At 66.2% G+C, this 15,594-nt stretch carries 13 protein-coding genes; 4 read left to right on the top strand and 9 right to left on the bottom strand.

Annotation, left to right across the window (positions count from 1 at the left end):
- The first annotated feature begins 251 nt into the window (after nt 1-251).
- The gene (gene pdeR, locus AC6CIE_RS21195; RefSeq protein WP_175124134.1) at nt 252-2,249 is read left to right on the top strand and encodes a cyclic di-GMP phosphodiesterase; all 1,998 of its coding nucleotides are present in this window, start codon (nt 252-254) and stop codon (nt 2,247-2,249) included.
- A 24-nt stretch (nt 2,250-2,273) separates the two neighbouring features.
- Here pdeR and AC6CIE_RS21190 read toward each other — a convergent pair whose 3' ends face one another.
- Nucleotides 2,274-3,158 (bottom strand): crotonase/enoyl-CoA hydratase family protein, encoded by an 885-nt coding sequence (locus AC6CIE_RS21190; protein ID WP_175124135.1) that lies wholly within the window; start codon nt 3,156-3,158, stop codon nt 2,274-2,276.
- Between the two features lie 322 nt (nt 3,159-3,480).
- Entirely contained in the window at nt 3,481-4,224 is a 744-nt protein-coding gene (locus tag AC6CIE_RS21185) for an SDR family oxidoreductase (protein ID WP_498093820.1), read from the bottom strand.
- Between the two features lie 116 nt (nt 4,225-4,340).
- Here AC6CIE_RS21185 and AC6CIE_RS21180 point away from each other — a divergent pair, with 116 nt between their 5' ends.
- Nucleotides 4,341-5,252 carry a LysR family transcriptional regulator gene (locus tag AC6CIE_RS21180; RefSeq protein WP_239214344.1) on the top strand — a complete coding sequence of 304 codons (912 nt, stop codon included), beginning with the start codon at nt 4,341-4,343 and terminating at the stop codon, nt 5,250-5,252.
- Here AC6CIE_RS21180 and AC6CIE_RS21175 read toward each other — a convergent pair.
- From AC6CIE_RS21175 to AC6CIE_RS21145, 7 genes are all read right to left on the bottom strand, one after another.
- A complete protein-coding gene (locus AC6CIE_RS21175; protein ID WP_175124139.1) occupies nt 5,231-6,625 on the bottom strand; it encodes a GntP family permease in 1,395 nt (464 codons plus the stop codon). The two genes, AC6CIE_RS21180 and AC6CIE_RS21175, sit on opposite strands and share 22 nt — an antisense overlap.
- A 60-nt stretch (nt 6,626-6,685) precedes the next feature.
- Nucleotides 6,686-7,123 carry an NUDIX hydrolase gene (locus AC6CIE_RS21170; protein WP_286890173.1) on the bottom strand — a complete coding sequence of 146 codons (438 nt, stop codon included), beginning with the start codon at nt 7,121-7,123 and terminating at the stop codon, nt 6,686-6,688.
- 50 nt (nt 7,124-7,173) lie between these two features.
- Entirely contained in the window at nt 7,174-8,385 is a 1,212-nt protein-coding gene (locus AC6CIE_RS21165) for a hypothetical protein (RefSeq protein WP_498093816.1), read from the bottom strand.
- Nucleotides 8,386-8,547: 162 nt separating this feature from the next.
- Nucleotides 8,548-9,789 (bottom strand): ABC transporter substrate-binding protein, encoded by a 1,242-nt coding sequence (locus AC6CIE_RS21160; protein ID WP_498094161.1) that lies wholly within the window; start codon nt 9,787-9,789, stop codon nt 8,548-8,550.
- Between the two features lie 172 nt (nt 9,790-9,961).
- Nucleotides 9,962-10,705, bottom strand: coding sequence for a GntR family transcriptional regulator (locus tag AC6CIE_RS21155; protein ID WP_105238367.1), 744 nt, complete (start codon nt 10,703-10,705; stop codon nt 9,962-9,964).
- A gap of 14 nt (nt 10,706-10,719) precedes the next feature.
- Nucleotides 10,720-12,324: an AMP-binding protein gene (locus AC6CIE_RS21150; RefSeq protein ID WP_498093814.1), complete on the bottom strand. Its 1,605-nt coding sequence runs from the start codon at nt 12,322-12,324 to the stop codon at nt 10,720-10,722.
- A 3-nt stretch (nt 12,325-12,327) separates the two neighbouring features.
- Nucleotides 12,328-13,368 (bottom strand): cyclase family protein, encoded by a 1,041-nt coding sequence (locus AC6CIE_RS21145; RefSeq protein WP_498093812.1) that lies wholly within the window; start codon nt 13,366-13,368, stop codon nt 12,328-12,330.
- Nucleotides 13,369-13,471: 103 nt separating this feature from the next.
- On the opposite strand from AC6CIE_RS21145, the gene AC6CIE_RS21140 reads away from it, so the two are divergent.
- Both AC6CIE_RS21140 and AC6CIE_RS21135 read left to right on the top strand, forming a co-directional pair.
- On the top strand, nt 13,472-14,464 hold the full coding sequence (locus AC6CIE_RS21140; protein ID WP_175124144.1) for a Bug family tripartite tricarboxylate transporter substrate binding protein: 993 nt from the start codon (nt 13,472-13,474) through the stop codon (nt 14,462-14,464).
- On the top strand, nt 14,461-15,183 hold the full coding sequence (locus tag AC6CIE_RS21135) for an SDR family oxidoreductase (protein WP_218343454.1): 723 nt from the start codon (nt 14,461-14,463) through the stop codon (nt 15,181-15,183). The genes AC6CIE_RS21140 and AC6CIE_RS21135 overlap by 4 nt, the downstream gene beginning before the upstream one ends.
- The last annotated feature ends 411 nt before the right edge of the window (nt 15,184-15,594 follow it).

Below are 15,594 nucleotides of genomic sequence, written 5' to 3'. Positions count from 1 at the left end.
ACGCCGGAAATTCGCCACGAATTTCCGGCGTTCTCGTTTTTGCGGCGTCTGAAAGGAACCGAAATAATCGCTTCCGCCGCCTTGTGCGCTGCGCTGGGAAAGACGCTGTATTTCAGAGAATTGCACTGACGCTGCGAACGGCTATGCAATAAACCGCAATAAAGCGGTTTTGGGGCCCGACAAGGTGGTTGACCCCAAATTCAGTAGCCCGTAATGTGTTTCGCGGGCCTTAGGACGGCGGGGGGATACCAATGACTGAGAACCAGGACGAAAAGTCGATCCTGCACACGCATTTCGGTACGCATAGCCCATATTGGCGGTTGTCCGCCGATAGCGATGCGATTGAACTCGCCGCAGTCAAGGGCGCAACCAATATCGCCATGGCCTTGCGCCCGGATCAGGCCGAGGCCGTGCGCGGCCTGACGGGCATCACGTCCAGCGTGCGGATCGACATCATGTTGTATGGCGATCTGCTGCACCTGCACCTGGTTGGCCGCAAGATCAATCCCAACGAATGGGCTGGCACCGCATCGGCCCACACCGATACTGAATCCGTCGCCAAGGACCTCGTCGAAGGTCTGTCGTTCGCCGAAACGGTAGTGTCCGAAGCCAATTCGGTCATCGTGATCGTCGACCAGAACGGCCGCGTGCAGCGCTTCAACAAGCTCAGCGAGGAATACACCGGCAAGCGCGAACAGGACATCGTGGGCCGCAGCGTCTTCGACATGTTCATGACGCGCGAGGAAGCCATTGCCTCGCGCCGCAATATCGCCGAGTTCTACAAACGCGGCCAGTCGTACGAGGTCGAGCGCACGATCAACACCGTCAAGGGGCCGCGCCTTTTCCTGTTCCGCAACAAGTTCGTCACCAGCGGCAGCGGCGAAAAGCGGGTCTACCTGATCTGCTCGGGCACCGACATCACCGAAGAACGCCAGGCGCAGGAGCGCCTGCGGGTGCTGGCCAACACCGACATGCTGACCAACCTGCCCAACCGCCACGCGATCACGTCGCGGCTGAAGGCGGCGCTGGCGGCGGGCCGCGAAGGGCGGGGCGGCGTGTTGTTCCTGGACCTGGACAACTTCAAGCGCATCAACGACCACTACGGCCACGGTTTCGGCGACCGGCTGCTGAAAGCGGTGTCGGTCGCCATCTCGAACTGCTTGTCCGATGGCCAGACGCTGGCCCGCCTGGGCGGCGACGAGTTCATCGTCCTGCAGGAAGAGGCGCAGGCCTGGCAACTGGAGGCCACCGCGCAGCGCATCATCGAGCGGCTGCGCGAACCGTTCCGCCAGGGCCTCATCGAGGTCTACACCAGCTGCTCCATCGGCATCGCGATGTACCCCGATCACGGCGCCGACCTGGACAGCGTGGTGCGCAGCGCGGATATCGCCATGTACGTGGCCAAGGAAGCGGGCCGCCATACGTATCGCGTGTTCCAGCCCGACATGGACCGCCGCAACGCGGACTATGTGTGGCTGGACACGAACCTTCGCAAGGCACTGGCCGAGAACCACCTGATGCTGTACTACCAGCCCAAGCTGGTCGGCCGCACGGGCGAGGTCGACGGCGTGGAAGCGCTGGTGCGCTGGCGTTCGCCGGAACGCGGCATGGTGGGTCCGGACACCTTCATTCCCTACGCCGAGGAATCGGGGCTCATCTCGCCGCTGGGCGTCTGGGTGATGCGCGAAGCAGCCCGGCAGGCAGCGGCATGGAAGCGCGAGGGCCTGAACCTGCGCATCGCGATCAACATGTCGGCCCGCCAGCTGGACGACAAGGGCGTGGTCAGCGAATTCATGCGCGCCATCAACGATGCGAATCTCAACCCCTGCCTGGTCGACATCGAGCTCACGGAAAGCTGCCTGATCGACGATGAAGACGCCGCCATCGAACTTATCAAGCAGTTCCGGCAACTGGGTGCGCGTGTGCATCTGGACGATTTCGGCACGGGTTATTCGTCGCTGTCGCAGCTGGCGCGGATCCCGCTGGACGCAATCAAGCTTGACGCCAGCTTCGTGCGGGGCGTCAACGAAAATCCGGTCTCGCAGGCGCTCGCGCGCGCCATCGTTGCCGTGGCGCGCACGCTCGAGCTCCAGGTCATTGCCGAAGGCGTGGAAACCCAGGAAGAAACCGTCTTCCTGGACACCCTGGGCGTGGACGCCAAGCAGGGCTACCTGTACGCCAAGCCCATGCCCGCGGCGGAGCTCACCGCCTGGCTGGCGCAGCGCCGCCGGCTGCATCTCATTGCATGACGCAACCGGCGGCGCGCCGCCGGATCAGTGCATGGTGGCCACTTCGGTGGCCTCCGAATTGCTCGCCGTGCGGCGGTTCTGCGCCATCACCAGCCGCTCCATGTAGGCGCGGTCCTTCGGATCGATGGAGAAGGCGGCTTCGACCCAATCCTCGGTAATGTCCATCAGCTCGGCGCGCGGCAGAGCCAGCACGCGCTGGCGCGCGCGCAGCATGGCGCGCATGCCATTGAGCTTGGGCCGCATCACGTCGATGAAGGTGCGCGTGGCCTTGAAGGCCTCGCCCGGCTCGAACAGCACGTCCACCAGGCCGCGGCCGTGGTACCACTCGGCCGTGTGCGATTCGCCGGTGCTGATCAGCTCCTCGGCCAGCTTCATGCCCGAGCGGCGCGCGACCAGCGAATAGCCGCCCATGCCGGGGAAAAGGTTGAACGCCATCTCAGGGAAGCCCATGCGCGCATTGTTTTGCGCGAGCACGAAGTGGTGGGCCAGCGCGGCCTCGAAGCCGCCGCCCAGCGCGGTGCCCTCGATCATGGCCAGCGAGATGGCGCCGGTGTCAAAACCGCGCGTGGCGGCGTGCACGCAATCAACGCATGCACGGGCATAGGCCCGCAGCGCCTCGCGCTTGCCGGTGCGGATGGCCTCGGCAAAAAAGTTCAGATCGCCGCCGACGTTGTAGATCTGCGGCACCAGCGAGCCCGTGACCCAGAAGTCGATGGGCAGGCCGGAGTCCTTGGCGGCGCGCGCCAGGGTCATGATCTCGTCGATGAGTTCATGGTTAAAGCACGGGCGCGGTTGCGCGCGCAGCATCATCCACATGACACGGCGACCTTCCTCGTAATACGCGGAGATCTGCTTCAGATTGCCTGCGGCGGTAAAGGGGTGGCAGTCCGGATGAATGAGTTGATTCATTGCTTTCGTCCAATCGATCAAGGTGAGTCGGAGTACTGCCGGGTCAGGCTAAACCACGGCTTACGGACTCCGTCTCATGCAAACCTCGTCCAACTGGCCAGACTTTTCCGTAAATCAAAGTCCGGAGCGCGCAAACTGAAAATTTCAAAACCGCTTAAATTGCCTCGGCCCATCGGGCGAGGCGCGCATGGGTAATACGGATGAGGACATCAGCAAATATGCGGCATTCAGCGCCGTGAAAGAAAAGCCCGGCCGAAGGGCCGGGCTCGTGCGTTGGGATGAGTGCGCGCGTTCAAGGGGCGCTGGCGCGCGCGAGAAATTTTCAGGCCACGCCACCATTCGCACGCACGATCTGCCCGTTCACCCACCCACTGTCGGGTCCCGCCAGGAACGAGACGATGCCCGCGATGTCTTCCGGTTGGCCCAGGCGTTCCAGCGGCGGCATCTTGGCGTAGTGCTCGATCAATTCGGGGCTCTTGCCCTTGAAGAACAGCTCGGTGGCGACAGGGCCGGGGGCGACGGCGTTCACCCTGATCTGGCGTCCGCGCAGTTCCTTGGCGAAGACCTGCGTCAGGCTTTCGACGGCGGCCTTGCTGGCGATGTAGACCGAGTAGCCGGGCAGGTTGAGCGCGACGGTGGTGCTGGACACGTTGACGATGCTGCCGCCATCGGCCAGACGTGCGGCGGCCTCGCGCAGCGTGTTGAAGGTGCCGCGGGTGTTGATGTCGAAGGTCCGGTCGTACAGGTCGTCGCTGGTTTCAGCGAGCGGCTGCACCTGCAGCACGCCCGCGCTGTTGACCAGCACGTCGATCCGGCCGAATTCGGTCTGGATGGCATCGAACATCGCGCGCACGTCATCGGGCTTGGCAACATCGGCGCGCACGGCCAAGGCGCGTCCGCCGGCTTGGCGGACTTCGCCGGCCAGGGCGTCGGCTTCTGCCGCGCTCGAGGCGTAATTGATGGCGACGGCAAAGCCGTCGTCTGCCAGGCGGCGCACGATGGCCGCGCCGATGCCGCGCGATCCGCCGGTGACCAGGGCAACGCGCTGGGAAGCTTGGTCGATCATGGGTTTCTCCTTGGATGAGTGGGTGAGACGTATGATCGACTATTCCGATCCAAAGATAATTACGCCTGCTTTGCTAAGATAATTTCATTTGCTTTAACAATAGGCGGGGCAGGGGCATGGATCGTTTCCAGGAAATGCAGGTGTTCGTGCGCATCGCCGAACGAGGCAGTTTCACCAAGGCGTCGGACGACCTGCGCATCCCGCGCGCCACGGTCACCAACCTGATCAAGCGCATGGAGGCCCGATTGGGCGCGCGGTTGCTTGACCGCACCACGCGGCAGGTCCGGCTGACGCACGACGGGGAGGCCCACTACCAGCGCTGCGTGCGGCTTCTGGCCGACCTGGAGGAGGCCGACGGCGCTTTCCTGGACACGGCGCCCAAGGGGCTGTTGCGGGTGAACGCGCAGGGCACGCTGGCCCGGTTCTTCGTGATGCCCGGCCTGCCGGATTTCCTGCAACGCTATCCCGACATCGCCCTGCATCTGGGCGAAGACGACCGGCTGGTGGATCTGGTGCGCGAAGGCGTCGACTGCGTGCTGCGCGCGGGCGTGCCGCAGGACTCGACGCTGGCGGGGCGGACGATCGCCCAGATGCCGCAGGTGACGGTCGCCAGCCCCGCCTATCTGTCGCGCCACGGCGTGCCGGACAGCGTGCAGGCGCTGGAACATCACATAGCCGTGGATTACGTGTCCAGCGTGACGGGCCGCGCCGTGCCGCTGGATTTTCGGGTGGACGGGCGCATCGTCCAGGTGCGCCCGCGTGCGGTCGTCAGCGTGAGCGGGGCCGAACTCTACACCAGTGCGGCGCTCGCGGGCCTGGGATTGGTGCAGGTCCCGCGCTACCGCGTGGAGCGCGAGCTGGCGGCGGGGCACCTGAAGATCGTGCTGCCCCACGCGCCGCCCGCGCCCATGCCGGTTTCCGTGCTGACGCCGCAGAACCGGCAGGTGCCGGCGCGGGTGCGCGTGTTCACGCAGTGGCTGGCGGGCGTATTCGCCGCCGCCTTTGATCAGACGATGCCGGTCAGGTAGAACACGCCGATCACCAGGAACACCGACAGCGTCGATATCAGCGTGATGGCGAAGATGTCGCCATAGGATTGGCGGTGCGTGAGACCCGTGACGGCCAGCAGCGTGATGACCGCGCCGTTATGCGGCAGCGTGTCCATGCCGCCGCTCGCCATCGCGGCGACCCGGTGCAGCACCTCCATCGGGATACCTGCCGCCAGCGCGCCGTCGATGAAGGTTTGGGACATTGCGGCCAGCGCGATGCTCATGCCGCCCGAGGCCGAGCCCGTGATGCCGGCCAGCGTCGTTACCGCGACCGCTTCGCCCACCAGCGGATCGGGAATGGCTTTCAAGGCCTGCGCGACCAGCAGAAAGCCCGGCAGCGCGGCAATGACGCCGCCAAACCCGTATTCGGCCGCGGTGTTCATCGACGCCAGCAGCGCGCCCGACACGGCACTCTTGCTGCCTTCGGCAAAGTGCGACTTGATGGCGCGGAACGAGAACAGCAGGATGGTGACGATGCCTGCGATCAGCGCGCCCATCACGGCCCACAGCGCCACCTGCTCCTCGGCGTTGACGGGCAGGGGCTTGGCCAGGCCGGGCAGGTCGACTTCGGAACCGGCCGGATACCAGCCCGGGATCCAGCGCGTCAGCAGGAAGTTCATGACGCCAACCACCACCAGCGGCAACAGCGCGATCAGCGGATGATGATTGCGCTCACCGGTGGGCGCCGCGGGTTCGTTGCGCAGGTCCGTGCCGTAGGTCTCGCCAGCCGCGGCCGCGCGCTTGCGGCGCCATTCCAGGTAGGCGATGCCGGCGGTCAGCGTGAACGCGGCGCCGATGAGACCGAGCCAGGGCGCGGCCCAGGTCGTGGTCTCGAAGAACGTGGTGGGGATGATGTTCTGGATCTGCGGCGTGCCGGGCAGTGCCGTCATGGTGAAGGTGAAGGCGCCCAGCGCGATCGCGCCCGGCATCAGGCGCTTGGGGATGCCGCCCTGGCGGAACATCTCGGCGGCAAACGGGTAGACCGCGAACACCACCACGAATAGCGATACGCCGCCGTACGTCAGCACCGCACACACCAGCACGATGGCCACGATGGCGCGCTCGGCGCCGATCAGCCGCAGCACCGCCTGTACGATGGCGCGTGAAAAGCCCGACAGTTCGATGAGCTTGCCGAACACGGCGCCCAAGAGGAACACGGGGAAATAAAGCTTGGCAAAACCGGCCATGCGCTCCATGAAGATGCCCGAGAACACGGGCGCCAGCGCTGAAGCGTCTGTCAGAAGCACCGCGCCCATGGCTGCGATGGGCGCGCACAGGATGACGCTATAACCTCGATACGCCGCCAGCATCAGAAACGCCAGCGCCGCCACCACGATGAACAATCCGGTCATTCGGTACTCCAGGAATGAAGAGACAAGGGGTGTGGGGCTACACCTTAACGTATCGGGCGTTTAGCGCGCTGCCATCAGATCTGCTGCCTTGTGCGCCAGCTCCGCCACCCCGAAGCTCGTGGCCAGCGCGTGGGCATCAAGGTCAGCCAGGGACACCCAGCGCGCATCTCGGGCATCGTCCCCCGCTACCGGCTCACCGGACACCCAGCGGCACAGCACGGCGATCAGGATGAAGTGGCGGCGCAGGGCGCCGGTGTCGTCGCGGTCGAAGACGTCGACGGCGTCAAAGACGTGCAGCGGCTCGGCAGTGACGCCGGTCTCTTCCAGTAATTCGCGCGCGGCCGCGTCAGCCAGCCGTTCGCCCGCGTCGATCTTGCCGCCCGGAAACGCCCAGCGATCCTGATCGGGCGGGTTGGCGCGGCGCACCAGCAGCACGTGGCCGTCGCGCACGACGGCGGCGATGGTGGCGGCGATAGGACGCGGGGCGGGGGTGGTCATGCGGATCTCCAGCGGCAGTCAGGCGTCCGGCAAGGATACGCCCCGTCCGTTCATACCTCTTCGATGCGTCGCTTGGGCGCGAACGGCGTGCCCAGGTCGAGCAGCGCATAGATGCGTTCGGTGATGCGCTGGCGCCGCGTCGGCTTGCCCATGCGCCACCGCACGTCGAGCCAGAGGAGCGGCAGAGCGAAGCACAGCCACACCAGCAGGAACATGCCCAGGATGAACAACGCGAGTTCCGGAAAGTCGCCCTGCAACGCCTCGGGATCCATGAACCAAGTCAGGCCAATGAGGAACAGCCAGACCGCAAGCATCAACCCGCCGATGGCCTTGAGCAGCGGCGCGCGCTGATTCATGCCGACGCCGACCGGCGTGTCCCTGCCGGGAAAGGCGCGGAATCGCAGATGACACATATAGGTGCGCCCGTCCTCAAGGTTGCGCAGGGCATACACCGCGTGCGGCTCGTCTGGCGCCGGTTGGGCATTGACGGCCATCTCGACGTAGTCGTTCTGCGCCAGGAACGGCTGCCAGCTTCCCAGTGATTCATCGACCGTCATCAGGAACTGGCGGCCCTGAACCGAAAAGCGATAGTGGCCGTAAGTCGGGCCCTTATGCACATGCCGCGTTTCATGCGTGATGCCGTCCAGCTGCCCGCGGATCAAGAGGAGAGGCGGATCGCCCTCCTGCGTCAGCGCAGCCGGTTCCTGCTGAAGCGGTGAGGGGGCTGGCGCAGCGTTCATGGCCGCTGGGCGCTTCGCGGGATCGAACAGAGCCTCGCTGGCAAGGATGCGCGGCCGCTCGCGGCGGTTGTGCCAGAGGGCGTGCAAGGCGCTCGCGGAAAGCACCAGCGCCATCAGTGCGATCACCAGCGCGAACACCATCATGAACATGCGCGGGAGCGTCGAGATCCCGGCCAGCCACGCCGCGCCCAGGGCGGCCACGCCCACGGCGCTGCAGATGGCGGCCTCGCGTCCGCTGCGCCGTTGGGCGGTCTGATAGGTGAGCGGCGCAATGGGTTCGCCTTGCGCGGGCACGGCCCAGCAAAAGCGGTTCAGGCCATGCTCGGCTTCCAGCACGCCAATGCGCACGGCAGTGCCTTTATTGTGAAAGGCGCGCAGCAGGGCGATGTGCGAGGGGTCCAGCGCGGAACCCCAGATCGTCTCCGCACCGACCCGCAGGAAGACATCGTTTCGCCGCACCGGCGTTGCGACCCAGATGTGGTCGATGGTTCCTTCGATGATGCGGGCTGCGCGTTGCGGCATGTCGGAGCGGCGAAAGGCAAAGCGGCAAGGATAACGCGCCGGGCGTACTCGGCGGCGGGCGTAGTCGGCGGCGGGCGTCCCCGCGGCGGGCGTCTCCCGCGGCGGGCGCTTCACGCCGCCGATGCCATCCTCTGCAGCTCCCGCCGAGGACGCCCCGCTGTCCTACTTCTTGACCAGCGGGCAGGTCGACCGGGACAGCGGCATGAAGGCCTGGTCGCCCGGCAGCGTGGCCACCAGCTTGTAGTAGTCCCACGGCCGCTTGGATTCCGACGGCTTCTTGACCTCGAACAGGTACATGTCGTGCACCATGCGGCCGTCTTCGCGGATGCGGCCGTTGGTGGCGAAGAAGTCGTTGATGGGCGTGGCCTTCATCTGCTTCATCACCGCCGTGGGTTCGTCCGTGCCCGCCGCCTGCACCGCTTTCAGATAGTGCATGACCGACGAATACGTGCCCGCCTGGCTCATGTTGGGCATCTTCTTGAGCTTGTCGTAATAGCGCTGCGACCACGCGCGGGTCTGGTCGTTCATGTCCCAGTAGAAGGCTTCGGTCAGCGTCAGGCCGGCGGCCGCGTCCAGGCCGATGGCGTGGATGTCGTTGATGTAGAGCAGCAGGCCCGCCATCTTCTGCCCGCCCTTGGTCAGCCCGAACTCGCTGGCCGCCTTGATGGCGTTGACGGTGTCGCCGCCCGCGTTGGCCAGGCCCACGATCTGCGCCTTGCTGGCCTGCGCCTGCAGCAGATAAGAGGCGAAGTCGCTGGAGCCGAGCGGGTGGCGCGAGGCGCCCAGCACCGTGCCGCCATTGGCCTTCACGACGTCGGTGGCCGACGCCTGCAGCGTGTGGCCGAACGCGTAGTCCGCCGTCAGGAAGTACCAGCTCTTGCCGCCTTGCTCCACGGTGGCGCGTGCGGTGGTGTTGGCGAGCGACCACGTGTCGTAGGTGTAGTGGACGGAATAGGGAGAGCACAGGTCGTTGGTGATGCGCTCGGTGCCCGGCCCGCTGAAGACCACGATCTTTTTCTTTTCACGCGCCACTTCCAGCACGGCCAGCGCGGGCGCGGAGCCGGCGACGTCCATGATGGCGTCGACCTTCTGGACGTCGTACCACTCGCGCGCCTTGGCGGCGGCGATGTCGGCCTTGTTCTGGTGGTCCACCACCAGCAGGTCCACCTTCTTGCCCAGCACGGTGCCGCCGAAGTCGGCAATCGCCATCTCGGCGGCGGTGGCGCTGCCCTTGCCGGTCACGTCGGCATAGACGCCGCTCATGTCCAGGATCAGGCCAAGCCGCACCACGTCGTCGGAGACGGCGGGGGCGGGCGTCTGCGCCTGTGCGCTGGCGGCGGCAAGCGCGGCCGCGGCAATGGCGGTCGTGGCGAACAAGCGAACAATCGTGCTGCGGCACTGCATTGAAATCCGGGTCCTGTCGGCATGTCTCATGGTTGTCTCCCTGTATGCCGGATTCTTTTCGGATATGGCGGGCGCGTATGTAGGTTTTGTTTGCTGCTGCACCCAGTGTGTTCGGACGGCGGCGGTCGTTGATGGGGGGCGGTGTTCTCCTGAGGCAGATTGGGTGAAGCGCTCAGCGGCTGGTGAGCAGGTCGAACTCCATCCGCACCTTGCGGAATGGAAACTCCAGCCGCGCGAAATACACCACGCGGCCGTCGATGCAGGCATAGCGGCGCAGCTCGGCCACCGGGGAAGACACGGGTATCTGCAGCGACTCGGCAGACTCCTGGCCCGCTTCGATCACGTTCAGGACCTGGCGGGCTTCAGAGATGCGCGCGCCGTAAAACTGGTCCAGCACCGGGGCGACGGTGCTTTTCTGAATGCGGGCGCGGTGCTTACGGAAGAGGCCGCTGTCCAGAAAGACCTCGCTGTAGCAGAAGGGGCCGGCATCCGTCGTATGAATGCGCCGCAGGTACTGGAAGCTGCCGCTGCGGTCGGCGCCACACGGCATGCCCAGCGTGTCGGGCAGCGGCGAGTCGGCGCTGGACTCCACCAGCGACACCGTGCCGAGCTGGTTGCTCAGTTCGACCGTTTCGGCCCAGGTCTTGGGAATGAGCAGCGTGGGCGTTTCGGGCAGTTCGGCGTTGACGAAGGTGCCGGAGCCGCGCGAGCGCCGGATCAGGCCGTCTTCTTCCAGCAGGCCGAACGCCTGGCGGATGGTCGCGCGCGAGATGCCGTAGGTCTCCATCAGCGATTCCAGCGGCGGGATCTGCTGTCCGGGCCGCCACGTCCGGTTCTGGATGTGGCTGCGGAACAGCGCGGCGGCCTGCAGGTAAAGCGGCTGGGGACTGCGCGAAAAAAGCTTACGGGCGGGCATGGCGGGATGAAGGGCTATGAAGCGGAAGCCGAGAGCATAGCGTCCGCCATCTCGCGCAGCCGGTGCTTCTGGATCTTGACCGAGTTGGCGCTCTCCACTGACGGGAATGCGTCCAGCACGGTAAAGCCCGCCGGCGCCTTGAAACCCGCCATGGCCGCCTTGCACGCCGCGGTCCAACCGGCCGGGTCGGCCTGCGCGCCTTCCTGCAGCAGCACGAAGGCGTACGGCACGATCTTGCCGTTGCACGTTGCGCCCACCACCTGGCAGGCCCGCACGCCCGGCAGGGTCTCGACGACCTGTTCGATCTCCACGGGGTTGACCAGGAAGCCGGACAGCCGCAGCGAGTCGCCCATCCGGGTCTGGAACACGAACTGGCGGTCGGTCAGCGTGTAGCCCAGGTCGCCGGTCTTGAAGTAGCCGTCATCCGTTACGGCCGCGCGGGTCGCGTCCGGGTTGTCCAGGTAGCCCTGCATCAGGCTGGGCGACAGGATTTCGATTTCGCCGGACTGGCCGTGCGGCAGCACCCGGCCGGACTCGGGATCGCGGGCGCGCACACGGGCGTTGGGGTAGATGAGCGTGCCGCCGGGCTGGTGGCGGGCCGACACGTCGCCGTCGGCGGGGTCGCGGGGCTGGCCCGCCACCAGCGCAATCAGTTCGCTGGAACCGTACAGGCCCGTGAGCGGCACGCCAGCCGCGCGGGCCAGGTCCAGCATGTTGTCCAGCGCGGGGGTGAAGCTGGCGAAGCCGAATAGCTGCACGGACGCAAACGCGCCGGGCGCGGCGGCCTGCATCATGCCGACCAGCGCCTCGTTGTTGGCGTAGGTGTGGGTGACGGCGTGGCGGGCGATGGCCTGCGCGGATTGGGCCGCGTCGAACACAGGGGCGCAGACGACGGGCACGCCGCGCGCCAGGCCGCCGGCCAATGTCGCAAAACCGAATGCGCCGCAGAACGGCGCGCTGGCCAGCACGCAGGTCCGGTCGTCGTAGCCGAACGCCCGCGCCACCATCGCACCGTGGCGCAACAAGGTCTTTTGATCGTGCAGCACGAACTTGGGTTTGGACGTGGTGCCGGATGTGGTGAAGCACAACACGCCGGCATTGGCTTGCGCGACGGGGGCGGGATCGGCGCAGGCCAGCAGCGCGTCGTACCGGTGCACCGGTTTGCCGTGAAGCGATGCCGGAGGAAGTTCGTCGGGCCCAGCCAGCGCGACCGCGCCCTGCAACTGATCCACATCCACGGGCGCGACGCCATCCAGGATGCCCTGGAAGTCGATGCCTTTGAAGTCGGGCCAATACACCAGCCAGTCGGCGCGGCCGCGGCCCAGGATGTCGGCCACTTCGACCGAGCGGAAGCGCGTGTTGACGGCCAGCACCAGCGCGCCCAGATGGGCGCACGCAAGAAAGGATTCGACCCAGGCCGCGCAGTTGGGCAGCCAGACGGCGACGCGGTGCCCGGGCTGCACGCCGATGCGGGCCAGGCCCGCCGCCAGCGCGAGGCCGCGCGTGCGCAGGTCCCCGAAACTGAGCGGTTGATCACGATCGATGAGCGCAACGGCATCGGGTTGCCGGGCGGCCAGCGCGTCCAGATGGTCGGAGAAGGTCGAGTACGGCAGGGGCATGGCTTACACCGTGGCAATGGGCGTCACGGGAGAACCCACGGCGCCCGGCATGCGCAAGGGCGGGGCGGTCAACAGGAACCGGCTGCGGCCGTTCGTATGGAGCCAGTCGGCCAGGTCCTTCAGATACCACAGCTCGGCCAGCGGTACGCCCAGCTTGAAGAGGCAATGGTGGTGCAGCGGCAGGATGGAATGGCCGGGGCCGGATGTGCGCGCTGGATACGATTCGACCGCGTAGTTGTCGGCGCAGATGGCGGCGATGCCGGAATGCGTAATCCAGTCCAGCAGCGCGGGGTCGGCGCCGTCCAGCACCGCGCCCGTCTGCTCCAATTTGTGCGGATCGGGGTGGCCATTCATGGCCACGACGGCTTCCGCGAAACCGGTGCGCAGCACCAGCATGTCGCCGGGCTCGGGCTGGGCGTCCTGCTCGCGCATGGCGGCTTGAAGCTGCGCATGGCCGACGATCGTGCGGCCCGGGCCAAAGGCACGCGCCAAGTCCACCAGCACGCCGCGGCCCTGCATGCCTTTTTCGGCATAGCGGCTGACGCTGAGCTTGCGCGCATACGAGCCGCCCGGCGGGCAGCAGGCGGCTGCCGAGTTGTCGGGATCGGCGCCGCCAAACACGTCCACGCCGGCGGCGTAACCGTTGTAATAGACGCGGCGCGCCTGGCCGTCGCCCTGGATGTCGAACATGGCGCCCACGTGGCACAGGCCGTCCCACTGCGTCGAATACTGCATCGACAGCGTGACCTGATCGTCCGACAGCACGTCGATGGCTTCGGGCTGTACCTGCGACATCGCAAAGTTCAGATAGGGCGTGCCTTCGCGGAAGGTGGGCTTGAGGGCGGGCGCGTGGCGGCGCGGATTGAGCACGTTGCCGCCGGGCAGATCCAGCGGCAGCGACAGGCAGAAGACCTTGCCGGCACGGACTTCGCGCACCGCCTGCAGCACCTTTTCTTCGGTCAGCAGGTTCAGGCGGCCCAGTTCGTCATCCGGGCCGAAGTCGCCCCAGGTGGAACCTTCGGGGCGTTGCGTCCAGCGTTTCATCTGCTTGTCTCCTGTCGGTTTTTCATGTTCTTATGAATATAGTACGTATTTACGTACTTTAAAAAGAAATCCGCAATCAGCGGGTTCGATAGGAGACGAGACCATGACGCAATTGCAGCATCCGCGCGCTGGATGGCGCATCGCCCTTGCCGCGCTGGCCGTTCTGGCGCTGCCTGCGGTCCACGCCGCGGGCTATCCCGAGCACCCTGTGACCGTCGTCGTACCGTATCCGCCGGGCGGCGGCGCGGACCTCTTTGGCCGCGCCATCGCCAACGCATTGCAGCCGGGCCTGAAGCAGACGGTGCTGGTCGAGAACAAGCCGGGCGCGGGCGGCAATATCGGCATGGCTTACGTCGCCCGGGCGAAGGCGGACGGCTACACGCTGGGGCTGGGCACGATCGGCACGCAGACGATCAACCAGTTTCTCTACAGCAACATGCCGTTCGATCCCGAGCGCGACTTGGTGCCGATCGCGCTGGTGTCCACGACGCCGAACGTGATCGCGGTCAGCGCGAAGTCGCCCTACAAGACGGTGGCGGACGTGATCAAGGCGGCCAAGCAGTCAACGGACAAGAAGCTGACCTATGCGTCACCTGGCATCGGTTCGTCGGTGCACCTGACGGGGGCGTACTTCGAGGCCATGGCCGGGGTGACGATGCTGCACGTGCCGTTCAAGGGCACGTCAGCGTCGCTGCCGGCGGTGGCGGGCGGGCAGGTGGATCTGCTGTTCGACAACCTGCCGGGCGCGCTGGCGCAGATCAAGGACGGGAATCTGGTGCGCGGGGTGGCGGTGACTTCTGCGGCGCGTGATCCGTCGGTGCCAGACTTGCCGACGGTTGCCGAGTCCGGATTGCCTGGGTTTGACGTGACGGCGTGGTTTGCGTTGTACGCGCCGCGCAATACCCCCGCGCCGGTGGTTGAACAACTGATTGCTGCCGCCCGCAGCGGCTTGGCGACGCCGGCCATCGCCGCCAACTTCGCCACGATGGGCGCGAAGCCGGGCACGCTGTTCGGCAAGGATCTGGCCGCGTTCGAATCCGCCGAACGCAAGAAGTGGGGCGGACTCATCAAGGATCAGGGAATCAAGGCGCAATGAATTCACCCATCGCTCTCGTGACCGGCGCAAGCCGGGGAATCGGCCGCGCCATCGTGGCGCGTCTGATTGAAGACGGCTTTCAGGTCGTCAATTTCAGCCGTACGTCGCCCGAGACACTGTTGCCGGGCGAGACGTTCCGGTCGGTGGACCTGTGCGACGCGGCGGCGACTATCGCTGCGGGCCGTGAGTTGGCGGCACAGGAACCGGTGCTGCATCTGGTCAACAACGCGGGGATGATCCAGGTTGCGAACATCGAGGACATTACGCAGGAGGAACTGGCGCGGACGATGGCGTTGAATTTGACTGCGCCGATTCTGCTGATGCAGGCGCTATTGCCGGGGATGCGGCAGGCGAAGTACGGGCGTGTCGTGAATATCGGCAGCCGGGCGGCGCTGGGCAAGGGCGGGCGGTCGGTGTATGGCGCGTCGAAGGCGGGGCTGGCGGGGATGACGCGGACCTGGGCTTTGGAGCTGGCGGGCGATGGCATTACGGTGAACACCGTGGCGCCTGGGCCGGTTGCTACCGAGCTGTTCAACCAGTCCAATCCGCCGGGTGCGCCGAAGACGCTGGCGCTGGAGGCGGCGATTCCCGTGGGGCGGGTTGGGCGGCCGGATGAGGTGGCGCATACCGTGGCTATGTTTCTGGACCCGCGGGCGGGGTTTGTGACTGGGCAGGTGCTTTATGTTTGCGGGGGGATGTCGGTGGGGTTGGGGGGGTAGGTTGAGTGCTGTTGCTGGCCATCGTAGGTGTTCTTTAGACGCCCGGCGCGGCGTGGGCCTGGGGCGGGCGGGGCTCCGATTGCGGTCCGGAGCCTTCGCTCCGGACTGCCCCTTCGTCAACCTCGTACGCCTTCGGCTCCCTACGGTTTCCCTCGGGCGCATCTAAACGCCCCGCCCGCCCCAGGCCCACGCCGCACCGGGCTCGAGTTGCTTGATCTTCGAGGGTGCTGGGGCGAGTTGGGTTCTTTAGGTTCTTGCACGCATTTGTGTGGAAGAGAAGCGTCTTGCGCTGCCCGCCCCCGGGCGGCCGCGCGGGCGGCCTTCGTGGGCTTACGCGCTGTCTTGCGTCGTGGCGATGACGCTTCGCGTGTGGCTGCTTTCGCTTCTGCGTCAGACGCCGGCAGCGGCGGA

Source organism: Achromobacter sp. GQ309, assembly GCF_059759315.1.
This window is presented reverse-complemented; position numbering and strand designations above follow the sequence as displayed.